We start from the raw sequence: 23715 nt of genomic DNA, 5'->3' as shown, positions 1-23715 counted from the left end.
AAGCGCAAGATCTGGAGCGCGCCGGCACACGGGCGCCGCTAGACTGGGTTCATCAACTTTCATCGTGGCTTCAACCGTGCATGCGACGCTTGCGAATATTCCGCGCGAGCGTACGGCGCCACATCGCTGACGAACCGAGGTACGCCCGTGAATATCGCCAATCTGCAACCTGCCGTCGAATCGACGGACATCGCGCAACGCGTCGATACAATCGACTGGCCGACCGTCGATGTCGAGCTCGATCGCTACGGATGTGCGCGAGTATCGGGCCTGATCTCCGCAAGCGAGTGCGCTGCGCTCGCCTCGCTCTATCCGCGGGATGCGCTCTATCGTTCGCGCATCGTGATGGCACGGCACGGCTTCGGGCGCGGCGAATACAAGTACTTTGCGTATCCGCTGCCTGGCGTCGTCGCCGCGCTGCGCACGACGCTCTACCCGCATCTTGCGCCGATCGCCAATCGCTGGAACCAGGCACTCGGGATCGACGTCCGCTATCCGAAAGAGCACCGGGCATTCCTCGATCGCTGCCACGCGGCGGGACAGACACGACCGACGCCGCTGATCCTGCAATACGGTCCCGACGACTACAATTGCCTCCATCAGGACCTGTACGGCGAGCATGTCTTTCCGCTTCAGGTCGCCATCCTGCTGTCGGTACCTGGTCGGGATTTCACGGGCGGCGAGTTCGTGTTGACGGAACAGCGACCACGCATGCAGTCACGCGCGGAAGTGGTGTCGCTGACGCAAGGCGATGCGGTGATCTTCGCCGTCCACGGCAGGCCCGTGCAGGGAACGCGCGGCGTCTATCGCGTCAACCTGCGCCATGGCGTGAGCAGAATCCGAAGCGGCCACCGCCACACGGTCGGCATCATCTTCCATGACGCACAGTGACGGCCTGCGGGGTGCAACGTGATGTTGTCTCGCCATTCGGCATGCGGCATGCGGATGAGTTTGCGCAACAGGCACCGCGCATCATTGCGCAAGGATCGTTGTCTTGTGCCGTGCCGCCACCGCACGGTCTGCGCATCATCGGTGGTAACGGACGACGGGGCGCACTGCACTTCAGACGATCGTCGCCATGACGGATCGACGTTTCGAGTGAGCGACAATAATCTGAAGCCCACACCCGCCGCGACGCCAATGCAAAGAGAAATCCTGCTTACCCGCGGGCCGCATTTGCCCGGAGGTGATCGCCAGCATTGGAAGCCAGCCGGGCATAGCCGGGCAACGTCAGCAGCGCGAGCACGCCCGCCGCAACGAACGCCCAGCGAAAATCGTCGAGCACGTAATGCATACCGGCCGCGTCGCCACGCACCAACGCCGCCAACCGCAGCGACAACGCACCGAATGCAATCCCCATCCCGATCGTCATCTGCTGCGCCGCGCTCCACAGCGTGCTGGCCGCGCTCGTCTGTCGAGCAGGGATGTCCGCATATGCCAGCGTCGCGAGCGTCGTGAACTGCATCGACCGCGTGAGCCCGTAGACGAATACGACGAACAGCGTGACCGCCAGCGGCGTCGACGCTGTCAGCCAGCCACACGCGATCGTGAAGAGACCTGCGATCGTCACGTCGACGAGCGCAACGCGCCGGAAACCGAATCGGTCGAGGATCCACGACGTTCCCGCCTTCATCCCAAGATTGCCAAGCGCGCTCGCGAGCAGCAGCAGGCCGGACTGGAATGGCGACAGCCCGAAGCCGATCTGGAACAGCAGCGGCAGCAAATACGGCACGGCATTGATCGCCATCCGCGTGATGGAGCCGGTGATCACCGTCACCGAGAATGTCGGCACTTTTAGCGTCGAGAAATCGAGCAGCGGATGTGCACAGCGTTGCCCGTGCATCCACACGGCGATGCCGAACAGCACGCTCGCGCCCACCAGAATACCCGCGCGCGTGAAGTCGACGTCCTGCTGGCCAGCCGCTTCGGTACCGATCAGCAGACAGGTCAGCGCAGCGCCTCCCAGCACGAAGCCGACCCAGTCGAGCGGTCGTTGCTCATCGGCACGTGTGTTCCGGACGATCAGCCAGGTACAGACGAGCGCAACAATACCGAACGGGACGTTCAGCAGGAAGATCCATCGCCATGACGCGTAGGTCGTGATGAAGCCGCCGATGGGCGGCCCGACGACCGGCGCGACGATGCCCGGCCACGTGATCGTCGCGATTGCGCGCATCAGCTCGGCCTTCTCGGTGCTGCGAACGACGATCAGCCGTCCGACCGGCACCATCATCGCCCCGCCGACGCCCTGCAGCAGGCGCGCGGCCGTAAACGTCATCACGCCCTCGGACAGCCCGCACAGCACCGACGCGCCGGTAAATACGAAGATGGCGGTGGCAAACACCGTGCGCGAGCCGTAACGATCCGCAATCCAGCCGCTGATCGGGATGAACACCGCGAGCGCCAGCATATAGGCCGTTATCCCGAGGCTGAGCGCGTTCGGACCGACGCCGAACGAGTGACCTGCCCCCTACAAACAGGGCCAGCCGGAGTCTAGTAAAGTTCGTTTTCGGAGAAGAAGACGGACATGAAGAAGCGCTTTACGGAACAGCAAATCATCGGGTTTCTGAAGGAAGCCGAAGCCGGTATGGCGGTCAAGGAACTGTGCAGGAAGTACGGGTTCAGTGACGCGTCGTTCTACACCTGGCGCGCGAAGTTCGGCGGCATGGAAGTCTCGGAAGCCCGCCGGCTCAAGGACCTCGAGGTGGAGAATGCCCGGCTGAAGAAGCTGCTGGCCGAAGCAATGCTCGATATGGAAGCGTTGAAGGTCGTCGTCAAGGGAAAGCCCTGAGCCCGCAAGCCAAACGCGAAGCAGTGTCGGCGATTCGGGAGAAGGTCAATATCTCCGAGCGCCGCGCCTGCCGGCTTGTCGGGCTTTCTCGCAGCGTGCTGCATTACGACGCGAAGCCGGACCACGAGAATGAGCTGCTAGCGGCGCGTCTGGTGGAATTGGCACACGAACGTCGTCGATTCGGCTACCGTCGACTGCACGCCCTGGTGGAGCGCGAAGGCACGCACGCCAATCACAAGCGCATCTATCGCCTGTACCGTGAGGCAGGGCTGGCTGTGCGGCGCCGTCGCAAGCGCCATGGCGTCATGATTGAGCGCGAGCAACTGGCATTGCCGGGCGCGCCCAACGAGGTGTGGTCAATCGATTTCGTGATGGATGCGCTTTCCAACGGCCGTCGCGTGAAGTGCCTGACCGTCGTCGACGACTTCACGAAAGAGGCTGTCGACATCGTCGTCGACCATGGCATCTCAGGCTTGTATGTCGCTCGGGCATTGGACCGTGCAGCTCGCTTCCGTGGCTATCCCAAGGCGGTGCGAACAGACCAGGGACCCGAATTCACGAGCCGCGCGCTTGACCAGTGGGCATATGCGAACGGCGTCACGCTGAAGTTGATTCAGGCGGGCAAGCCAACGCAAAATGCGTACATCGAATCGTTCAACGGCAAGTTCCGCGACGAATGCCTTAACGAGCACTGGTTCACGACGCTCGCGCACGCTCGGGCTGTCATCGCGGCATGGCGTCAGGACTACAACGAGCAAAGGCCGCACAGCGCACTGAACTACCTTGCGCCGTCAGAGTTTGCGGCGAAACACCGGGCAACCGCGGATGCTCCTGCCGCTTTCCAGGAGCTGGTTTAACAGGACTTTGCTAGAAGCCCATTGGCCCTATTGAAGGGGGCAGGTCACGAGCGTGCCATCTGAGGCAGCGCGGTCGCGATCACGGTCGTGTCGAGATACTCCATGAAGAACGTTGCAGCGACCAGATACGGCAAGAAGTCGGTCGTCCTACCACGGTGGGCAGGGCTATTAGTCATGAATGGTGCGGGAAACGAAGTGCGAAGGACACCGGGTGCCGGCTATGGAATCGGGATGGATGGTGATATTACCCTGAGGGGCTGCTGGTCTGCTCTGCCGGGCATGCGCGAATGGACTTTATGCGCATAGATTTTTATGACGATATCGTGCTGCAGTCACCGAATGGCGTACGCGATCAGGTCGGCACGACACGTCGAGGGACGGAAGCATCAATTCGAGCGCATTTTGCTCGAAAGTGACATTTTCCGACGATCATCGATCAATGTCGCTCATCATCGGTCATCACAGCGCCATTGCTAGATGCCAGCTCCAACCGCGTTGCACTCGTCATTCCGCTCGTATTCATTTCCGCCGCTCAAATGCAAAAACCCCCGCCTTTTGGGCGGGGGTTCTTGGCTTAGGGAGCCTGACGATTACCTACTTTCACACGGGAATCCGCACTATCATCGGCGTAGAGTCGTTTCACGGTCCTGTTCGGGATGGGAAGGGGTGGGACCGACTCGCTATGGTCATCAGGCAAAGAGGGTTGTTCTGCTGGCGTGGCCAACAGAACCAATCTGGGAAGAAGCAGTAATTTAGGTTGTGTGTATCACACACGAGAATCCAACCAGTCCGACGCGCTCTGTAGCGCGAGACAGACTTGTTATAGGATCAAGCCTTACGGGCAATTAGTATCAGTTAGCTGAACGCATTACTGCGCTTACACACCTGACCTATCAACGTCCTGGTCTCGAACGACCCTTCAAGGGGATCTAGTCCCCAGGGATATCTCATCTTAAGGCGAGTTTCCCGCTTAGATGCTTTCAGCGGTTATCTCTTCCGAACATAGCTACCCGGCGATGCCACTGGCGTGACAACCGGTACACCAGAGGTTCGTCCACTCCGGTCCTCTCGTACTAGGAGCAGCCCCCTTCAAATATCCAACGCCCACGGCAGATAGGGACCAAACTGTCTCACGACGTTTTAAACCCAGCTCACGTACCTCTTTAAATGGCGAACAGCCATACCCTTGGGACCGGCTACAGCCCCAGGATGAGATGAGCCGACATCGAGGTGCCAAACACCGCCGTCGATATGAACTCTTGGGCGGTATCAGCCTGTTATCCCCAGAGTACCTTTTATCCGTTGAGCGATGGCCCTTCCATACAGAACCACCGGATCACTATGACCTGCTTTCGCACCTGCTCGACTTGTCGGTCTCGCAGTTAAGCACGCTTATGCCATTGCACTATCAGCACGATTTCCGACCGTACCTAGCGTACCTTCGTACTCCTCCGTTACGCTTTGGGAGGAGACCGCCCCAGTCAAACTGCCTACCATGCACTGTCCCCGACCCGGATCACGGGCCAAGGTTAGAACCTCAAACAAACCAGGGTGGTATTTCAAGGACGGCTCCACCGAAACTAGCGTTCCGGTTTCATAGCCTCCCACCTATCCTACACAGATCGGTTCAAAGTCCAATGCAAAGCTACAGTAAAGGTTCATGGGGTCTTTCCGTCTAGCCGCGGGTAGATTGCATCATCACAAACACTTCAACTTCGCTGAGTCTCGGGAGGAGACAGTGTGGCCATCGTTACGCCATTCGTGCAGGTCGGAACTTACCCGACAAGGAATTTCGCTACCTTAGGACCGTTATAGTTACGGCCGCCGTTTACCGGGACTTCAATCAAGAGCTTGCACCCCATCATTTAATCTTCCGGCACCGGGCAGGCGTCACACCCTATACGTCCACTTTCGTGTTTGCAGAGTGCTGTGTTTTTATTAAACAGTCGCAGCCACCAGTTTATTGCAACCCCTTCACCCTCCTGGCGCAGGCCAGTCAAGCTACAAGGGCGTACCTTATCCCGAAGTTACGGTACCAATTTGCCGAGTTCCTTCTCCCGAGTTCTCTCAAGCGCCTTAGAATACTCATCTCGCCCACCTGTGTCGGTTTGCGGTACGGTCATCGTTAGACTGAAGCTTAGAGGCTTTTCTTGGAACCACTTCCAATTGCTTCGCTCCCGAAGAAGCTCGCGCCACACCCTTGAATTACGCACCCGGATTTGCCTAAGTGCCTTCTCCAATGCAGCGACCGGGACTTCCAACACCCGGACAACCTTCCGCGATCCGTCCCCCCATCGCATCTAACAATGGTGCAGGAATATTGACCTGCTTCCCATCAGCTACGCATTTCTGCCTCGCCTTAGGGGCCGACTCACCCTACGCCGATGAACGTTGCGTAGGAAACCTTGGGCTTACGGCGAGGGGGCCTTTCACCCCCTTTATCGCTACTCATGTCAGCATTCGCACTTCCGATACCTCCAGCACCCTTTACAAGGCACCTTCGCAGGCTTACGGAACGCTCTCCTACCATGCGTGCAAAGCACGCATCCGCAGCTTCGGTATATAGCTTAGCCCCGTTACATCTTCCGCGCAGGACGACTCGATCAGTGAGCTATTACGCTTTCTTTAAAGGGTGGCTGCTTCTAAGCCAACCTCCTGACTGTTTTAGCCTTCCCACTTCGTTTCCCACTTAGCTATATTTGGGGACCTTAGCTGGCGGTCTGGGTTGTTTCCCTCTTGACACCGGACGTTAGCACCCGATGTCTGTCTCCCGTGATTGCACTCTTCGGTATTCGGAGTTTGCTATGGCGGGGTAATCTGCAATAGACCCCCCAACCATGACAGTGCTCTACCCCCGAAGGTGAGACACGAGGCACTACCTAAATAGTTTTCGGAGAGAACCAGCTATTTCCAAGTTTGTTTAGCCTTTCACCCCTATCCACAGCTCATCCCCTAACTTTTCAACGTTAGTGGGTTCGGACCTCCAGTACGTGTTACCGCACCTTCATCCTGGCCATGGATAGATCACTTGGTTTCGGGTCTACGCCCAGCAACTGAACGCCCTATTCGGACTCGCTTTCGCTACGCCTGCCCTATACGGTTAAGCTTGCTACTGAACGTAAGTCGCTGACCCATTATACAAAAGGTACGCCGTCACCCCTTACGAGGCTCCGACTGTTTGTATGCATGCGGTTTCAGGATCTATTTCACTCCCCTCCCGGGGTTCTTTTCGCCTTTCCCTCACGGTACTGGTTCACTATCGGTCGATCACGAGTATTTAGCCTTGGAGGATGGTCCCCCCATCTTCAGACAGGATTTCACGTGTCCCGCCCTACTTGTCGCACACCTAGTTCTTTCATACTGTTTTCGCCTACAGGGCTATCACCTGCTATGGCCGCACTTTCCAGAGCGTTCGGCTAACAATACAAATAAAGAGTGCAAGGCTCATCCCATTTCGCTCGCCACTACTTTGGGAATCTCGGTTGATTTCTTTTCCTGCGGTTACTTAGATGTTTCAGTTCACCGCGTTCGCTTCACATGGCCTATGTATTCAGCCATGGATACTCCAAAAGGAGTGGGTTTCCCCATTCGGACATCTACGGATCAAAGCTCGTTTGCCAGCTCCCCGTAGCTTTTCGCAGGCTACCGCGTCCTTCATCGCCTGTGATCGCCAAGGCATCCACCACATGCACTTGTTCGCTTGACCCTATAACGAGTCTGTCTCGTTACAGGTTGAGTTCTCGCGTTGTGCCGTATTCCAAAATCGAGTCGAACATAGAGTTCGAATCATCTTGAGATACATCGATACAATCACAACCCGGATAGTTTCCACGTCCATCTCAAGACGCTTCCGCTATCCAAATTACTTACTTCTTCCAGATTGTTAAAGAACGACAGCCGATACGTACTACGTATCTTCTGACTGGCTCAATCGCCAATGCAAAATTCTCGGTTCAGTGTCTGAACCAAGCCCTTAGCGTTGGTGATTGGTGGAGGCAGACGGGATCGAACCGACGACCCCCTGCTTGCAAAGCAGGTGCTCTCCCAGCTGAGCTATGCCCCCATGAGTACAGATTGCCTCAGGTGTTACCGCCAGACAATGGTGGGTCTGGTTGGATTCGAACCAACGACCCCCGCCTTATCAAGACGGTGCTCTAACCGACTGAGCTACAGACCCCTGAGTCTGTCTTTAAATTTACAGCCGATAAGCGTGAGCGCTCAATTTTGCGAGAAGCTCTGGAAAGGAGGTGATCCAGCCGCACCTTCCGATACGGCTACCTTGTTACGACTTCACCCCAGTCATGAATCCTACCGTGGTGACCGTCCTCCTTGCGGTTAGACTAGCCACTTCTGGTAAAACCCACTCCCATGGTGTGACGGGCGGTGTGTACAAGACCCGGGAACGTATTCACCGCGGCATGCTGATCCGCGATTACTAGCGATTCCAGCTTCATGCACTCGAGTTGCAGAGTGCAATCCGGACTACGATCGGTTTTCTGGGATTAGCTCCCCCTCGCGGGTTGGCAACCCTCTGTTCCGACCATTGTATGACGTGTGAAGCCCTACCCATAAGGGCCATGAGGACTTGACGTCATCCCCACCTTCCTCCGGTTTGTCACCGGCAGTCTCCTTAGAGTGCTCTTGCGTAGCAACTAAGGACAAGGGTTGCGCTCGTTGCGGGACTTAACCCAACATCTCACGACACGAGCTGACGACAGCCATGCAGCACCTGTGCGCCGGTTCTCTTTCGAGCACTCCCACCTCTCAGCAGGATTCCGACCATGTCAAGGGTAGGTAAGGTTTTTCGCGTTGCATCGAATTAATCCACATCATCCACCGCTTGTGCGGGTCCCCGTCAATTCCTTTGAGTTTTAATCTTGCGACCGTACTCCCCAGGCGGTCAACTTCACGCGTTAGCTACGTTACTAAGGAAATGAATCCCCAACAACTAGTTGACATCGTTTAGGGCGTGGACTACCAGGGTATCTAATCCTGTTTGCTCCCCACGCTTTCGTGCATGAGCGTCAGTATTGGCCCAGGGGGCTGCCTTCGCCATCGGTATTCCTCCACATCTCTACGCATTTCACTGCTACACGTGGAATTCTACCCCCCTCTGCCATACTCTAGCCTGCCAGTCACCAATGCAGTTCCCAGGTTGAGCCCGGGGATTTCACATCGGTCTTAGCAAACCGCCTGCGCACGCTTTACGCCCAGTAATTCCGATTAACGCTTGCACCCTACGTATTACCGCGGCTGCTGGCACGTAGTTAGCCGGTGCTTATTCTTCCGGTACCGTCATCCCCCGGCTATATTAGAACCAAGGATTTCTTTCCGGACAAAAGTGCTTTACAACCCGAAGGCCTTCTTCACACACGCGGCATTGCTGGATCAGGCTTTCGCCCATTGTCCAAAATTCCCCACTGCTGCCTCCCGTAGGAGTCTGGGCCGTGTCTCAGTCCCAGTGTGGCTGGTCGTCCTCTCAGACCAGCTACTGATCGTCGCCTTGGTAGGCCTTTACCCCACCAACTAGCTAATCAGCCATCGGCCAACCCTATAGCGCGAGGCCCGAAGGTCCCCCGCTTTCATCCGTAGATCGTATGCGGTATTAATCCGGCTTTCGCCGGGCTATCCCCCACTACAGGACATGTTCCGATGTATTACTCACCCGTTCGCCACTCGCCACCAGGTGCAAGCACCCGTGCTGCCGTTCGACTTGCATGTGTAAGGCATGCCGCCAGCGTTCAATCTGAGCCAGGATCAAACTCTTCAGTTTAAACCTGTTACTGTTTTCGGTTCGGTTAAGAACCGGTCGCTCACTCAAAGCTGACAGGAATATGAATCACTTCATAAACCTGACTTACTTTAGTGTGAGACTCTTGATACTTTCGCTATCTGATCCGAAGATCAGCTCGCTTCCATCAAGCGCCCACACTTATCGGCTGTTAATTTTTAAAGAGCATTTCTGCGAGAAACCTGGCGTTTCTCAGCAGCGCTGCGTTTTCAGCAGCAGAGAAGCGAGATTATGAACCGTCTTTTTCAGTCAGTCAACAACTTTTTGAACTGCTTCGTTGCGACGACCGGGTTCAACTTCGTGTGCGCCGGGGCTCTACAACCGACCCTCCATCGCACCACTTCCCTTCTTCCTCCGCGCCGCGTTTCCGTTAGCGCGAAAGAGGCGTGATTCTAAGCAGCACCCGGCAATCGCGCAAGGGGTTTCGTAAAAAATATAAGGCCCCGCACGCTGCCGTGTACGGGGCCTTATATAGAAGCAGCCGAATCGTCAGGCCACACGCACTTGGCGCGCCACTATCTCCATATAGTGATCGAGACCAGGCGTCACCTTGCCCTCTTCCTTCGCGGTATCGTCCCAGCGGCGCAGACGCAGCGCGTCCTCCGCAAACGGGCGCTGCAGGAATGCCACCGTCTCATCTTCACTGAAGATACCGCCCTGCAACGCGAGGCTACGCACCGAATCCGGCGACAGGCTCTCGAAGTAGCCGACGTCCGTGCGGCACAGGCAACGCTTCGCGTCGACATGCAGCCGGATCGGTTCCAGCACCGCGTCCGAAAACAGCGGCCGCAGGAACGGCAGCACGAAATACTGATGCAGATCGTCGATACCGCGCGCACTCGGCGTCTCGCCCTGTCGATTCAGCAGATGCCCCAGGTCGTGCAGGAACGCGGCCGCAACCAGCACTTCGTCCGCGCCCGCCTCTTCCGCCAGCAATCCGCTTTGCAGGGCATGCTCGAGCTGCGTGACAGGCTCACCGCTATAGGCCACATGGCCGTGCTCGCGATACAGCCCATGAATCTCTTCCACCGTCAGTGCCATCCGCTCACTCCCAAGGCAGCGAAAACGTCTTCAGGTTCGTGAAGCTCTTCATCGCCTCCTGAACGCCTTCCTTGTAACCGAGCCCCGAATCCTTGATCCCGCCGAACGGAGAAAGCTCGATCCGGTATCCGGGCACTTCCCATACATTCACGGTCCCGACGTTCAGCTCGTTCACGAAGCGCACGACGGCCGCCGTGCTGTCCGTACAGACACCCGACGACAGCCCGAATGCCGTCCCGTTGCTGATCCGGATCGCGTCGTCGATCGTGTCGAACGCGATGACGGGCGATACGGGGCCGAAGGTCTCCTCGCGCACGATCGTCATCGACGGATCGACGTTGTCGAGCACGGTCGGCGAATAGAGCGCCCCCCGACGCACGTTCCCGATCAGCAAGCGCGCACCCTGTGCGACCGCCTCGCGGACCCGCGCCTCGAACAGCCGCGCGGCCGCGCCGTCGATCACCGTGCCCATTTCATTCGCGGGATCGAATGGATCGCCATATTTCCATGCACGCGTCTTCTCGACGAGCAACTCGGTGAATGCCGGCGCGATCGAGCGCTGTACCAGGATCCGCTTGACGGCCGTGCAGCGCTGCCCCGAATTCCGGTACGAGCCGAGCACGGCCAGCGATGCGGCACGCTCCAGATCGGCATCGTCAAGGACGATCAGCGGATCGTTGCCGCCGAGCTCCAGCACGATGCGCCGGTAGCCGGCCCGCGCAGCGATCGCCTTGCCGATCGACACGCCGCCCGTGAAGGTAATCAGCGATGCCTGCGGATGCGTGACGAGCTCGTCCGCGATTTCGCGCGGGTCGCCGGTCAGCACCTGCAGCATCGGCTCGGGCAGGCCGGCCTCGTAGAGCAGGTCCGCCAGATAGAACGCCGACAGCGGCACCTTCTCCGACGGCTTCACGATCACGCGGTTGTTGGTCGCGATCGCCGGCGCGATCTTGTGCGCGATCTGATTCATCGGATGATTGAACGGCGTGATCGCGACGATTACGCCGTCGAGCGGCTGTCGCTGCGAAAACACGCGGCGCGCCTTGCCGTGGGGCGTCAGGTCGCAGGAGAAACTTTGCGCGTCGTCGCGCAACGCCTCGACCGACGCGAACTTCAGCACGTCGGCAACGCGGCCGATCTCGTAGCGCGAATCCTGTTTCGACAGCCCCGATTCGAGCGTGATCAGGTCGGATGCTTCCTCGGTACGTTCGCGCAGCAGCGCCGCCGCGCGTTCGAGAATCTGCGAACGCTCGTAACGCGTGAGCGCAGGCCGGTACGCCATCGCGTAGTCGAACGCGGCCCGCACGTCGTCGACGCTCGCCAGCGGCACCGTGCCGACACGCATGCCGGTGTACGGATCGGTAACGTCGAGAACTCGATCCCGCGTCGCACGCGTGCCGCACCAGCGCAGCGCCTCGGCGCGAAAGGCGAGGTGATCCTGTCGGGGATGAGCCATCATGACACGACCCGGTTCAGCACGAAATCGAAGACGTCGAAATTGCGCGGACGACGTGCAGGATCGCCCCGCTCGATCCGACGGTTGAACAGCAACGGCACTTCCTGCTCGGACACGCCGCCGTGCGAACGCAGCGGCACGGTCAGGCCGGACAGGTCGTGTTCGCGCTCGCGCGTGCCGAGCGTCATGTCCCGCCGACCGATCACGACGAGATCGCCGATCCGGTCGGCCGGCAATTCGAAGCGCGCGGCGGCTTCCGCGTTGTCGAGCACGAGCTCGACGCCGTCGATCCCGCCGACGCGCCACATCGCTTCGGTCCGGTCGACGCCGGGTGCCAGGTAGACGGTCGCGAACGAGCCAAGCGCGCCGTGGTGCACGACGTACGGATCGGTGATCGGCAGGATCACGCGCGCGGCCTGCGCGCCGTACCAGCCGTCGAACGCATCCTGCAGATAGATCACATTCGGGCGACCGGTTGCGGGATCGTGCTTCGCGTTCATCCCGTGGTCGGCCGTGAGCCCGATTGCCCAGCCGAGCGCGTCGAGCTCCGCGAGATAGCCGTCCATCATTGCGTAGAACGCGTTTGCGCCGGCACTGCCCGGCTCGCACTTGTGCTGCACGTAATCGGTGGTCGACAGGTACATCAGGTCGACCTGCCGCGTCTGCGCAAGCCGCACGCCGGCCGCGAACACGAATTCGGAAAGCGCCGCGCTATAGACATCCGGCGACGGCAGGCCAACCCAGTCGAGTACGTCGACGATGCCGTTTTCCGCGAGATTCGCCTGCGCGGCCTTCTCCGCGGAAAAGCAGATGCCGTTCATCTGCCAGCCTAGCAACCGGCGCAGCTTGTCCTTCGCCGTCACGACGGCCACCCGCGCGCCGGCGTCGGACGCCGCCGCGAGCAGCGTGCCGGCACGCAGATAGGCCGGGTCGTTCATCATCACTTCGGCGCCGCGCCCGCCGTCGGCGGCCGGATCCCAGAAATAGTTGCCGCAGATCCCGTGGACCGACGGCGGCGCGCCGCAGACGATCGACAGGTTGTTCGGGTTGGTGAAGGTCGGCACGACGCAATCGGCGCGCCACGCCGTGCCTTCCGCGATCATCCGGCCGATGAACGGCGCAACGCCCGCTTCCACCGCACGTTCGAGATAGTCGTACTCGCAGCCGTCGACACAGACGACCACGGTCGGCTCGACCGGCAGCCGGTAGCGCCGGCCGTTGACGTCGACGGAGCGTCCCGCGAGATCCGGCGATGCGCCGTTCGCCGACGCTTCACCCGGATGGCGCAATGCAAACGCGGCGTTCATGATGCCGCCCGCTTGCCGCGCGGCACACGCGCGGCGATCAGCAGCAGCGCCGCGAGCGACGCGCCGAGCATCAGCAGCGACAGCGCAGATGCCGGAAGGTAATAACCACGCTCGACCTGGCCGATCACGACGATCGGCACGGTCGCGAAACCCGGCGGGTAGACGGTCAGCGTCGCGCCGAGCTCGCCGAGCGACAACGCGAAGCCGAGCGCGAGGCTCGCGCGCAGCGCCGGCACCAGTTGCGGCAGCAGCACACGGCGCAGCACCATCGCGGGCGGCGCACCGAGGCTCGCCGCGGCTTCGCGCAGCACGGTCAGCTCCGGGCGCAGCGCGGCGGCCGCGCAGCGATAGCAGAACGGCAGAATCAGCGCGAGCTGCACGAGCACGACGATCGCGGCGGAACTCGACAGGTCGAGCGGCTTCTGGTGATACGCGATCAGCACCGCGAGCCCGAGCACAACGCTCGGCACGCCATTCGGCACCATCACGAGCGCATCGACAACAGCGCCGAGGCCGCGCCGGTCGCGCCCTTCGAGCACGAGTGCAAGCCACAGCCCGAGGATCGTGCCGATCGCCGACACGCCGAAGCCGATCTCGAGGCTCGTCAGCAGCGCGTCGTATTCCGGCGATCCGAGCCGCTCGAACCAGCGCAGGCTGTAGCCGGCCGGCAGGATCGTGCCCGACCACTGCGTCGACACGCTCGACAGTGCAACCACGATGACCGGCAGCACGAACAGCCAGAAGCACGCGAACGCGGCCAGCGCGAGCGCCGCGCGCGACGCATGCTTGAGCAGCGTGTCGCCCCAGCCGATCTGATGGCGCGGCACGGCTTGCCCGATACGGAATTCAGCGGACATCGTTCCCTCCCGTCGCACGCCGGTTTACCCGGCGATAAACCGCGTAAAGCGCCAGCGACAGCGCGAGCATCACGACCGCGCCGGCCGACGCGGTCGGCAGGTCGAGGTCGACGGTCGCGCTGCTGTAGATTGCGACCGGCAGCGTCACGAGCCGCGCGCTGCCGAGCACGAGCAGAATCCCGAATTCGTTCAGCGTCAGCAGGAAGCACAGCACGGTGCCGGCGGCGATGCCCGGCCACGCGATCGGCAGCACGACGCGACGTGCAAGCATCCAGCCCGACGCGCCGAGGCTGCGCGCGGCTTCGATCAGGCGCAGGTCGAGCGTCGCGAACGACGCGAGCGTCGGCCGCACGACGAACGGCGTATAGAACACGGTCTGCGCGAGAATCACGCCGCCGATGCCGAACAGGAAATCGAGCGGCGGACTCTCGAGATGGAACAGGTGCTGCAGCGCGATGCTGATCGAGCCTTGCGAGCCGTACAGGAAGATCAGCGTGAACGCGACGAGGAACGACGGGAACGCGACGTACAGTTCCAGGAAGCGCGTGACGAGCGACGCGCCCGGAAACGGCTTGAAGAACAGCAGCGCGGCCAGCAGCACGCCGAGCACCGATGCGGTGCCGGCACTCGCGAACAGCACGCCGAGCGTCGTCAGCAGCACGTTGCGCGTATCGGGGTTGCCGAAGAACGTCCGGTACGCGGCAAAGCTCAGCCCGTGATCGCCCGATACGCTCAGCAGCACGAGCCGCACCAGCGGATAGACGACGAGCGGGCCGAGCACGACGATCGCGAGCACGGCGAGGTGCAGGTCGCCCATGCGCTTGCGGCGCCGCGCGGCAGCGGCATGCGCGGCGGCCGACGCGAGCACATGCGGCGGCAGGCCGGCTTCAGGGCTCGATAAGGACGACATCGTCTGCCTCGCAATGCAGGGAAACGCGCGCCCCGCGCTCGGGGGCCGCGCCGCGGCCGCGTTGCATCGTGACGCGCACGGGTTCGTCGGGCGCCGCGTCGATCACGACCGCGATCGACAGGTCCGCGCCCTGCCATTCGACGGAAGACACCGTGCCGTGCAGGCCGCCCGCCGCGAGCGGCATCACGGTCAGGCGCTCGGGGCGCACGCACGCGACCTTGTCGCGCACTTCGTGACGCGGATCGCCGAGCGGAAAGATCACGTGCGGCGGCAGCAGGTTCGCCGGGCCGAGATAGCGCGCGACGTAGCCGTCCTGCGGCGCGTCGTACAGTTGTTGCGGCGTGCCGAGCTGCGCGATGCGGCCGTCGCGCATCAGCAGCGCGCGGTCGGACAGCACGAGCGCGTCGTCGCGGTCGTGCGTCACGCAGACGACGGTCAGGTTCGGCAGGCGCTCGTGCAGCGCCTTCAGCTCGCTGCGCACCGACGCGCGCAGGTTGGCGTCGAGCGCCGACAGCGGTTCGTCAAGCAGCAGCACGTCCGGCTCGATCACGAGCGCGCGGGCCAGCGCAACGCGCTGCTGCATCCCGCCCGACAGTTGCGCGGGCAGGTGGTGGCCCGCATCGCCGAGCTGCACGAGCTTCAGCGCGTCGGCGACGCGACGCGTCACTTCGGACGAGGCCATCCCGCGGGCGCGCAGCCCGAATGCGACGTTCTCGAACACCGACAGGTGCGGGAACAGCGCGTAATTCTGGAACAACAGACCGAGATTGCGCTTGTGCGGCGGCGCATGGGTCAGGTCGCGTCCGGCCACGGTCAGCGTGCCGGTCAGGCCGTCGGCCTTCACGAACCCGGCGATGAAGCGCAGCAGCGTGGTCTTGCCGCAGCCGCTCTTGCCGAGCACGGTCAGAAATTCACCGGCGCCGATCGACAGCGACAGATCTTCCAGCACAGTGCGTGCGCCATAGCGCACGCTCAGGTGTTCGATCTGCACACCGCCCGGCGCGCCGGACCGCAGCGTGGCGTGCGGTTCGGCGGCGCCGAATGCGCCGGGATGGGTCAGGGTGGTTTCCACCGGGTTCATCCTCTTGCTCGCTAATACAGGCGGCGTGTGCCGATCACTTCGGCTTGACGACGTCGAGCTGCTTGCCCGAGCTGCCGATCACGTCCTTCTTCCAGCGCTCGATCCACACCGGCTTCTTCGCCATCACCTGGGTCCAGTCGACCGGGATCAGCTTCACGCCCGCGATCGCCTTCTTGACCGCTTCGCCGTTCTTGCCGGCCAGCGGCACGTCGGTGCGGCCCGGGATGCCGTACATGTCCGGCACCTTCGACTGCACTTCCGTCGACATCAGGTAGTCGATCAGCTTCTTGCCGGCGTCCTGGTTCGGGCCGCTCTTGATCAGGCCGATGCCGTACGGCAGCTGGAACGTGGTCGGCTGGTCGCCGTCCTTCGCGGACAGGAAGATCGGCTTGACGGACAGCGCCCCGTGTTCGGCGTCGTCGAGGTCCATCTGCAGGTCGCCGTTCGCGACGCTGATCTCGTTGCGCGACAGCAGCACGTTCAGGTAGCCCGTGCCCTTCGTGTGGAACTTCACGCTCTGCGACAGCTTCGCCAGGTAGTCGAACGCCTTGTCCTCGCCCATCAGCGAGGTCGTCAGGATCAGCACGGCCATCCCGTCGCCGGCCGTGGCCGGGTTCGAGTACGCGACCTTGCCCGCGTAGGCCGGCGACAGCAGGTCGGCGAACGTCTTCGGCTGGTTCTTCACGACGTCCGGGTTGATCGCGAACGAGAAGTAGTTGTTCACGAACGTCGCCCACGTGCCGTCCTCGGCCTTTGCGATCGCCGGCACGTTCTTGTAGTTCACGCTCTGGTACGGCTGCAGCAGGCCCATCTGGCCGGCTTGCTGAATGAACGGCGGCAGCGTGACGATCACGTCGGCCTTCGGGGAATTCTTCTCGATGTTCGCGCGGTTAACGACCTCGCCGCTGCCCGCCGTCACGATGTTGACTTTGACGCCTTCCTTCTTCTCGAAGGCCGGCAGCACATCGCGATAGAGATTCTCGAGACCGTCCGCCGTATACAGCACGACCGCGTTTGCCGCATGTGCGGGCATCGCGGCGCCTTGCAGCAGACCGGCGGCGCAGGCGGCCAGCGCGAGCTTGCGGAACGCGCCGGCAGCGGCGCGCGAGGAATTCTGCAGTGTCATCTCACTTCTCCGTAGGCGGAACACCAAACGGCCGGGGCACGATCCGGCTCCTTTCAGTCGGACAGACCGACAACCGGCCTGCCTCGCTGCCGCGCTGCGGGTGGTCTCGCGCGGCAACCGAAGGATCACAGCGTTCGATGACAACGCCGTGACGAGTGCCACAATTTCCAAAAAATGACACATTTTGCCAATATCATGCAAGTCACCCGGAAATGCCGCCCCGGCGTTTCGCCCGACCTTTGCTGGAGAAAAAGCCATGCCCGACCCGATTCTGCTCACGCCCGGTCCGCTCACCACGTCCGCCACAACACGCCACGCAATGCAACATGACTGGGGCTCGTGGGACGCCGCTTTCAATCAATTGACGGCCAGTGTCTGCGCGGATCTCGTCGCGATCGCGCGCGGCGGCAACGAATACGTGTGCGTGCCGATGCAAGGCAGCGGCACGTTTTCGGTCGAGGCCGCGCTGGGCACGCTCGTGCCGCGCGACGGCGTCGTGCTGGTGCCGGACAACGGCGCGTATTGCGCGCGCATCCTGAAGATCCTCGGCCGGCTCGGCATCGCGGCGATCGCGCTGCCGTTCGATGAGGACGCCGCGGTCGACCCGGCGGCGATCGAAGCCGCGTTCGCGCGCGAGCCACGCATCACGCACGTCGCGCTGGTGCACCTGGAAACGAGCGCCGGCATCCTGAATCCGCTCGACGCGATCGCGGCCGCGTGCCGACGGCACGGCAAGCGGCTGATCGTCGACGCGATGAGTTCATTCGGCGCGTTGCCGATCGCGCTGGCGGACAGCGGAATCGACGCGCTGATCTCGGCAAGCGGGAAATGCCTGGAAGGCGTGCCGGGGATGGGGTTCGCGATCGTGCGGCGCGATGTACTCGACGCGAGCGAAGGCAACTCGCCGTCGCTCGCGCTCGACTTGCATGATCAGCACGCATACCTGCGCAAGACGGGCCAGTGGCGCTTCACGCCGCCGACCCACGTGATCGCCGCGCTGCGCGCCGCGCTCGACCAGTACCTGACCGAAGGCGGCCAGCCGGTGCGCGGTGCGCGCTATGCGGAGAACTGCCAGACCTTGATCGAATCGATGCGCGCGCTCGGCTTCACGCCGTTCCTCGACGCAAGCGTGCAGGCGCCGGTGATCGTCACGTTCCATGCGCCCGACCATCCGGCTTACGATTTCCGCCGCTTCTACGATGCAGTGCGCGACGCGGGCTTCATCCTGTATCCGGGCAAACTGACGCAACTCGAGACGTTCCGCGTCGGCTGCATCGGCGCGATCGGTGCCGGCGACATCCGGCGTGCGGTCGCGGCGATCGCGCAGGCGGTCGAATCGCTCGGGATTGCCGTGCAGCGCGCGTGAGCGCTGACGCATGCCCCGGCCCGCAAGCAGGGACGGCAGAAACAAAAAAGCCCGGCGACCCACAGGTCGCCGGGCGAACGCACCGAGTGTGCGTGGAGCCGGTACTTACAGTTCGATCCGCTTGATGTCGCCGACGACGAAGATATACGACAGCGCACCGATCAGCGCGATCACGCCGATGAACACGAGTGCGCCGACGAACGATCCGGTCGATGCGACGATGAAGCCGACGACGAGCGGCGTGATGATGCCGGCGAGGTTCGCCGCGAAGTTGAAGATGCCGCCGGTCACGCCCAGCAGGCCGTCCGGCGCGATGTCGGACACGAGCGTCCAGCCGAGCGCCGCCATCCCCTGCGCGAAGAATGCGACCGACATGATCGCGATCACGGCTTCGTTGCTCTTCACGTAGTTCGCGAGAATGATCGTCGACGCGAGCAGCAGGCCCGCGATGATCGGCAGCTTGCGCGCGAGGTTCGCGGACTTGCCGCGGCGCAGCAGCCAGTCGGAGAAGATCCCGCCGAACATCACACCGACCGACGCGGCGATGAACGGCATCACCGCGAAGAAGCCGATCTTCAGCCAGCCCATATGGCGCTCGGTCGCGAGATAGGTCGGGAACCAGGTCAGGAAGAACACGAGCGTCGAGTTGCCGGCGAACTGGCCGAGGCAGATACCCGCGAGCTGACGCTTCTTCAGCAGCCGGCCGGCCATCGACCAGCTGAACTTGGCCTGTGCGGGCTTGCCGCTCTTGTCCCCATCCTTGCGCGCGCCGTGCACGAGACCGCCGCCCGCTTCGATGTACGCGAGTTCTTCCGAATTGGCGGCCGGATGGTTGCGCGGCTCGTGATAGAACTTCCACCAGACCAGACCAAACACGATGCCGATCGTGCCGACGACCCAGAACAGCGAGCGCCAGCCGAACGCACCCATCAGCGCGAACAGCACGGGGCTGAAGAACGCGAGACCGATGTACTCGCCCACGGTGTAGGTGCCGGTCGCCATCGCGCGCTCGTTCTGCGGGAACCACGTCGCGACGACCCGGCTGTTGGTCGGGAAACACGGCGCTTCCGTCACGCCGAGACCGAGCCGGCATGCGAGCAACGTCCCGATACCGGGCACGAAGCCCTGCAGCAACGTGCACAGCGACCACAGCGTCATGGACCAGTAATAGGTGATCTTGCTGCCGAAGCGGTCGAGGAACAGCCCGCCGGGCACCTGCATCGCGACGTACGTCCACGAGAATGCCGAGAACATGATGCCCATCACCGCCGCGTTGATGCCAAGCTCCTTGGTGAGCTGCGGCGCAGCCACCCCCAGCACGGTACGGTCGAGATAGTTGATCATCGTGCCGAGCGCGAGCAGCGCGAGGATCTTGTAGCGCGCCGAGGTCCGCCGGACCGTGCCGGCCGCCGCGGGTGCGGCGTTCGTGTGGGTGGTGTGCTGCATGGTCGTCTCCTGGTCTCTTTTTCAGCTAGTCGGTAAAAGGTCAGCGCGCGACGAGCGACTGAAAGTGTTCGAACATTCGCTCGTCGTCCGGCGTGCGTCCGGTGAAGATCTCGAACGCATCGACGGCCTGGTACACGGCCATCCCGCCACCCGGCAGCGTCGCGCAGCCGGCCGCGCGCGCGGCGCGGATCAGTTCGGTTTCGAGCGGGAAATACACGATGTCGGCAACCCACATTCCCGCGCGGAGCAACTCGGCCGGCAGCGGCAGGCCCGGATGCTTGGTCATGCCGGTCGGCGTGGCGTGGATCAGGCCAGTCGCGACATGCATCGCGGCCGCGAGATCGCTGCCCGGTGTAACCCGGGCGGCCGGGAAGCGCTGCTGCAGTTCGCCCGCGAGCGTGGCGGCACGCGTGCCGTCGACGTCGAAGATCGTCAGTTCGGCGGCGCCCATCTGCAGCGCAGCATGCGCGACGGCCGCACCCGCGCCGCCCGCGCCCAGCTGCACGACACGCTCGAGCGACACGTCGGGCAACCCGCGGCGGAACGACTTCGCGAAACCCGACCAGTCGGTGTTGTGGCCGATCCGCTTGCCGTCCTTGAACAGCACGGTGTTCACCGCGCCGAGCGCGCGCGCGTCGTCCGACAGCGAGTCGAGGTGCTCGATCACGCGCTGCTTGCACGGATGCGTGATGTTGAGCCCGTTGTAGCCCATGCGCTGCGCGGCATCGAGCAGTTCCGGCAGCGCGTCGGCGGTCACGCCGAGGACGTCGAGATCGATGCGCCGGTACACGTAGCCGAAACCCTGGCGGAAGCCTTCTTCCTCATGCATCGCGGGCGACAGCGAACCGCCGATGCCCTGGCCGATCAGGCCGATCAGAAAAGACGGGCGGCTCATCGTGCGGCTCCCTGCGCAAAAAGGGTCGACAGGCGCTGCAGCGCGAATACGTAGCCTTCGGTGCCGCAGCCGCAGATCACGGCTTCGGCCACCGCCGACACATACGAGTGGTGACGGAATGCCTCGCGACGATGCACGTTCGAGATATGCACCTCGATCACGGGTTTCGCGATCGCGGACAACGCGTCGGCCAGCGCGACCGACGTGTGCGTATACGCGGCCGGGTTGATCACGATGCCGTGCGTATCGTGACGCGCGGCATGCAGCCAGTCGATCAGCTGGTGCTCGGCGTTCGACTGGCGGAAGTCGATCTCCAGCCCGAGCCCTTCAGCCGCCGTGCGGCAACGCTGCTCGATGTCGGCAAGGGTTTCCGCGCCGTAGATATGGGGCTCGCGGGTCCCCAGCAGATTCAGGTTCGGGCCGTTCAGTACCAGCACCTTGTGCTTGCTCATGGTGTTTCTGCTCCTAAAACAGGGGCGAATCGCTAGCCGACTGCGCCCCTTGACGTCAAGATTTGGCGCTAGTGTGCGCTTGCGCAAGCGCAATGTCTTTTCGGGTTTTCGCTAATTTGTACCATCTAGTTAGTTTGTATAATTCCCCATATTCCCATAGTAAATTCGGGATGTGGCGCCCGCAGGTAATTCAACGACTGGTTCATTCCGGCCCGATCCGGCCGACGCCACGCCCCGCTCATCCGCAGGATTCGCCCATGCAGCGCTCGATCGCCACCGTGTCACTGTCCGGCACGCTCGCCGAGAAGCTCGCCGCCATCCAGGCCGCCGGCTTCGACGGCGTCGAAATCTTCGAGAACGACCTCGTCTACTTCGACGGATCGCCCGCCGACGTGCGGCGCATGGCCACCGATCTCGGCCTCGACATCGTGCTGTTCCAGCCGTTTCGCGACTTCGAGGGCGTGAGCCCGGCCCAGCTCGCCCGCAATCTCGACCGCATCCGCCGCAAGTTCGACGTGATGCACGCGCTCGGCACCGACCGCATCCTGGTGTGCAGCAACGTGTCGCCCGACACGATCGCGGACGATGCTTTGCTGGTCGACCAGCTCGGCGCGCTCGCCGAAGCCGCGCGGCAGGCCGGCGTGGTCGCCGCGTACGAGGCGCTCGCGTGGGGCCGCGTCGTGAACCGGTACAGCCACGCATGGCAGCTCGTGAACGCGGTGAACAGCCCGCATCTCGGCCTCGCGCTCGACAGCTTCCATACGCTGTCGCTCGACGATTCGCCGGACGCGATCGCCGACATCCCCGGCGACCGGATCGCGTTCGTGCAGATCGCCGACGCGCCGAAGCTCGCGATGGACGTGATCGAATGGAGCCGCCACTTCCGCTCGTTCCCCGGTCAGGGCGACTTCGACCTCGCGCGCTTCACGGCCCGCGTGATCGAGTCCGGTTATACGGGGCCGCTGTCGCTCGAGATCTTCAACGACGGCTTCCGCGCTGCGCCGACCGCGATCACGGCCGCCGACGGCCACCGCTCGCTGCTTTATCTGGAAGAGCTGACGCGCGCGCGGCTCGCACAGGACGGCCACGCGCCCGCCGCCGGCCAGCCACTGTTCGCGCCGCCGGCGCCGCCCGCGCACGTCGGGTTCCAGTTCATTGAATTCGCGGTCGACGCGCAGGCGGCGGCCACCGTCGGCGAATGGCTCGGCCGGATGCGGTTCCGGCTCGCGGGCCGTCATCGATCGAAGGACGTGACGCTGTTCCAGCACGGCGCCGCGTCGATCGTGCTGAACGCCGAGCGCGACTCGTTCGCCGACGCGTTCTTCCAGCAGCACGGGTTGTCGCTGTGCGCGTCGGCATTCCGCGTCGACGATGCGAAAGTGGCATTCGAACGCGCGGCCGGCTTCGGCTACGCGCCGTTTTCCGGGCGCGTCGGCCCGAACGAGCGCGTGCTGCCGGGCGTGCAGGCGCCGGACGGCAGCCTCGAATACTTCGTCGACGAGACGCCGAACGCGCCAACGCTGTATGAGTCGGATTTCGTGCTGACCGACATCGACGGCCCGACCGAGGTCGGCCCGCTGACGGGCATCGATCACGTCTGCCTCGCGCTGCCGGCCGACGCGCTCGATACGTGGATCCTGTTCTTCAAGACCGCCTTCGGCTTCGAGGCCGAGCGCAGCTGGCTCGTGCCCGATCCGTACGGCCTGATGCGCAGCCGCGCGGTGCGCAGCGCCGACGGCTCGGTGCGGATCGCGCTGAATGCGTCGGTCGACCGCCATACGGCCGTCGCCGAATCGCTCGAACGCTATCACGGCACGGGGCTGAACCACGTCGCGTTCCGGACCGACGACATCGTGCAGACGGTCGCCACGTTCGCGGCCGACGGCGTGCCGTTCCTGCGGATCCCGCCGAACTATTACGACGATCTCGCCGCGCGCTACGCGCTGCCGGACGAGCTGATCGACACGCTGAGCGCTCACCATCTGCTGTACGACCGCGACGAAAACGGCGGCGAATTCCTGCATGCGTATACGGAACTGGTCGACAACCGCTTCTCGCTCGAAATCGTCGAGCGGCGCGGCGGCTACGACGGCTACGGCGCGGCCAACGCGGCCGTGCGGCTCGCCGCGCAGGCCCAGCGCAGGAAATAAGGGAGCAAGCAAATTTCGCGCAGGGGCGAATCGAACGAGAAAACCACGACGACCCCGCGACGTGCGTCGCGCGGACGCACCGTCGTGGTGAATGCCTCGGCGGTGCCCCGCCCGGCAAGGCAGGCCGCTCGGGGCCGGAAACGGGGCCGGAAGCGGCCGCCCGGCTGGGGTTACATCCCGTAACGCACG

At 62.8% G+C, this 23715-nt stretch carries 15 protein-coding genes, 2 tRNA genes, 3 rRNA genes and 1 pseudogene; 4 read left to right on the top strand and 17 right to left on the bottom strand.

All coding sequences use genetic code 11. The annotated features are described in order from the left end of the window. The first annotated feature begins 147 nt into the window (after nucleotides 1-147). Nucleotides 148-891 (top strand): 2OG-Fe(II) oxygenase, encoded by a 744-nt coding sequence (locus WS66_RS01600; protein ID WP_059598738.1) that lies wholly within the window; start codon nucleotides 148-150, stop codon nucleotides 889-891. 268 nt (nucleotides 892-1159) lie between these two features. On the opposite strand, the pseudogene WS66_RS01595 reads toward WS66_RS01600, so the two are convergent. Further along, nucleotides 1160-2461 (bottom strand): annotated as a pseudogene (locus tag WS66_RS01595) (MFS transporter); the annotation flags it as partial. A gap of 66 nt (nucleotides 2462-2527) precedes the next feature. On the opposite strand from WS66_RS01595, the gene WS66_RS01590 reads away from it, so the two are divergent. Further along, nucleotides 2528-3648 (top strand): IS3-like element IS407 family transposase gene (locus tag WS66_RS01590; RefSeq protein ID WP_108064606.1). Its coding sequence is split into 2 segments (ribosomal slippage): nucleotides 2528-2786 and nucleotides 2786-3648, totalling 1122 coding nucleotides; the frame shifts between segments, so codons are not numbered across the junction. 44 nt (nucleotides 3649-3692) lie between these two features. Here WS66_RS01590 and WS66_RS34635 read toward each other — a convergent pair. The 13 genes from WS66_RS34635 to phnS all read right to left on the bottom strand — a co-directional run bounded on the left by WS66_RS34635 (nucleotide 3693) and on the right by phnS (nucleotide 17217). Next, nucleotides 3693-3824: a hypothetical protein gene (locus tag WS66_RS34635; RefSeq protein WP_257792070.1), complete on the bottom strand. Its 132-nt coding sequence runs from the start codon at nucleotides 3822-3824 to the stop codon at nucleotides 3693-3695. Between the two features lie 405 nt (nucleotides 3825-4229). Further along, nucleotides 4230-4342, bottom strand: a 5S ribosomal RNA gene (gene rrf / locus WS66_RS01585). A 130-nt stretch (nucleotides 4343-4472) separates the two neighbouring features. Beyond that, a 23S ribosomal RNA gene (locus WS66_RS01580) occupies nucleotides 4473-7354 on the bottom strand. 281 nt (nucleotides 7355-7635) lie between these two features. After that, nucleotides 7636-7711: transfer RNA gene (locus WS66_RS01570), tRNA-Ala, on the bottom strand. A gap of 37 nt (nucleotides 7712-7748) precedes the next feature. After that, nucleotides 7749-7825, bottom strand: a tRNA-Ile gene (locus WS66_RS01565). A gap of 63 nt (nucleotides 7826-7888) precedes the next feature. Further along, nucleotides 7889-9421 (bottom strand): 16S ribosomal RNA (locus WS66_RS01560). The 16S, 23S and 5S rRNA genes sit together here with 2 tRNA genes alongside, the layout of an rRNA operon. A gap of 507 nt (nucleotides 9422-9928) precedes the next feature. Further along, nucleotides 9929-10480, bottom strand: a complete 552-nt coding sequence (locus WS66_RS01550) for a phosphonate degradation HD-domain oxygenase (RefSeq protein ID WP_059599129.1) — start codon at nucleotides 10478-10480, stop codon at nucleotides 9929-9931. Nucleotides 10481-10484: 4 nt separating this feature from the next. After that, entirely contained in the window at nucleotides 10485-11939 is a 1455-nt protein-coding gene (gene phnY / locus WS66_RS01545; RefSeq protein WP_059599128.1) for a phosphonoacetaldehyde dehydrogenase, read from the bottom strand. Continuing rightward, nucleotides 11936-13243 carry a phosphonoacetate hydrolase gene (gene phnA / locus WS66_RS01540; protein ID WP_059599127.1) on the bottom strand — a complete coding sequence of 436 codons (1308 nt, stop codon included), beginning with the start codon at nucleotides 13241-13243 and terminating at the stop codon, nucleotides 11936-11938. Before phnA ends, phnY begins: the two co-directional genes overlap by 4 nt. After that, on the bottom strand, nucleotides 13240-14100 hold the full coding sequence (phnV, locus tag WS66_RS01535) for a 2-aminoethylphosphonate ABC transport system, membrane component PhnV (protein ID WP_059599126.1): 861 nt from the start codon (nucleotides 14098-14100) through the stop codon (nucleotides 13240-13242). Before phnV ends, phnA begins: the two co-directional genes overlap by 4 nt. Then, on the bottom strand, nucleotides 14090-15010 hold the full coding sequence (gene phnU, locus WS66_RS01530; protein ID WP_059599125.1) for a 2-aminoethylphosphonate ABC transporter permease subunit: 921 nt from the start codon (nucleotides 15008-15010) through the stop codon (nucleotides 14090-14092). The genes phnV and phnU overlap by 11 nt, the downstream gene beginning before the upstream one ends. Further along, a complete protein-coding gene (gene phnT, locus WS66_RS01525; protein ID WP_059599124.1) occupies nucleotides 14988-16091 on the bottom strand; it encodes a 2-aminoethylphosphonate ABC transport system ATP-binding subunit PhnT in 1104 nt (367 codons plus the stop codon). The genes phnU and phnT overlap by 23 nt, the downstream gene beginning before the upstream one ends. A 34-nt stretch (nucleotides 16092-16125) precedes the next feature. Next, nucleotides 16126-17217, bottom strand: a complete 1092-nt coding sequence (phnS, locus tag WS66_RS01520; protein ID WP_059599123.1) for a 2-aminoethylphosphonate ABC transporter substrate-binding protein — start codon at nucleotides 17215-17217, stop codon at nucleotides 16126-16128. 256 nt (nucleotides 17218-17473) lie between these two features. Between phnS and WS66_RS01510 the strand changes: the two genes are divergently transcribed. Next, entirely contained in the window at nucleotides 17474-18583 is a 1110-nt protein-coding gene (locus tag WS66_RS01510; RefSeq protein WP_059599122.1) for a 2-aminoethylphosphonate--pyruvate transaminase, read from the top strand. 105 nt (nucleotides 18584-18688) lie between these two features. Here the strand turns inward: WS66_RS01510 and WS66_RS01505 are convergent, their stop codons facing one another. The 3 genes from WS66_RS01505 to aroQ are packed head-to-tail and all read right to left on the bottom strand — an operon-like array spanning nucleotide 18689 to nucleotide 21376. Then, on the bottom strand, nucleotides 18689-20029 hold the full coding sequence (locus tag WS66_RS01505; protein ID WP_059599121.1) for an MFS transporter: 1341 nt from the start codon (nucleotides 20027-20029) through the stop codon (nucleotides 18689-18691). Between the two features lie 40 nt (nucleotides 20030-20069). After that, on the bottom strand, nucleotides 20070-20924 hold the full coding sequence (locus WS66_RS01500) for a shikimate dehydrogenase (RefSeq protein ID WP_059599120.1): 855 nt from the start codon (nucleotides 20922-20924) through the stop codon (nucleotides 20070-20072). Beyond that, nucleotides 20921-21376 carry a type II 3-dehydroquinate dehydratase gene (gene aroQ, locus WS66_RS01495; RefSeq protein WP_059599119.1) on the bottom strand — a complete coding sequence of 152 codons (456 nt, stop codon included), beginning with the start codon at nucleotides 21374-21376 and terminating at the stop codon, nucleotides 20921-20923. The genes WS66_RS01500 and aroQ overlap by 4 nt, the downstream gene beginning before the upstream one ends. Nucleotides 21377-21633: 257 nt before the next feature. On the opposite strand from aroQ, the gene WS66_RS01490 reads away from it, so the two are divergent. Continuing rightward, entirely contained in the window at nucleotides 21634-23526 is a 1893-nt protein-coding gene (locus WS66_RS01490) for a bifunctional sugar phosphate isomerase/epimerase/4-hydroxyphenylpyruvate dioxygenase family protein (protein ID WP_059599118.1), read from the top strand. Nucleotides 23527-23715 lie beyond the last annotated feature (189 nt).

It is taken from the genome of Burkholderia sp. LA-2-3-30-S1-D2, assembly GCF_001523915.2.
Taxonomy (GTDB): Bacteria; Pseudomonadota; Gammaproteobacteria; order Burkholderiales; family Burkholderiaceae; genus Burkholderia; species Burkholderia diffusa.
The sequence above is the reverse complement of the archived record's forward strand: the minus strand, read 5'-3'. Positions and strand labels throughout refer to the sequence as shown.

Coding starts and splice junctions, on each gene's coding strand:
- phnV (WP_059599126.1), bottom strand. CDS start 14,100: ATGTCCGCTGAATTCCGTATCGGGCAAGCCGTGCCGCGCCATCAGATC.
- WS66_RS34635 (WP_257792070.1), bottom strand. CDS start 3,824: ATGACTAATAGCCCTGCCCACCGTGGTAGGACGACCGACTTCTTGCCG.
- WS66_RS01500 (WP_059599120.1), bottom strand. CDS start 20,924: ATGAGCCGCCCGTCTTTTCTGATCGGCCTGATCGGCCAGGGCATCGGC.
- phnU (WP_059599125.1), bottom strand. CDS start 15,010: ATGTCGTCCTTATCGAGCCCTGAAGCCGGCCTGCCGCCGCATGTGCTC.
- phnA (WP_059599127.1), bottom strand. CDS start 13,243: ATGAACGCCGCGTTTGCATTGCGCCATCCGGGTGAAGCGTCGGCGAAC.
- WS66_RS01510 (WP_059599122.1), top strand. CDS start 17,474: ATGCCCGACCCGATTCTGCTCACGCCCGGTCCGCTCACCACGTCCGCC.
- WS66_RS01505 (WP_059599121.1), bottom strand. CDS start 20,029: ATGCAGCACACCACCCACACGAACGCCGCACCCGCGGCGGCCGGCACG.
- WS66_RS01490 (WP_059599118.1), top strand. CDS start 21,634: ATGCAGCGCTCGATCGCCACCGTGTCACTGTCCGGCACGCTCGCCGAG.
- aroQ (WP_059599119.1), bottom strand. CDS start 21,376: ATGAGCAAGCACAAGGTGCTGGTACTGAACGGCCCGAACCTGAATCTG.
- phnY (WP_059599128.1), bottom strand. CDS start 11,939: ATGATGGCTCATCCCCGACAGGATCACCTCGCCTTTCGCGCCGAGGCG.
- WS66_RS01550 (WP_059599129.1), bottom strand. CDS start 10,480: ATGGCACTGACGGTGGAAGAGATTCATGGGCTGTATCGCGAGCACGGC.
- phnS (WP_059599123.1), bottom strand. CDS start 17,217: ATGACACTGCAGAATTCCTCGCGCGCCGCTGCCGGCGCGTTCCGCAAG.
- phnT (WP_059599124.1), bottom strand. CDS start 16,091: ATGAACCCGGTGGAAACCACCCTGACCCATCCCGGCGCATTCGGCGCC.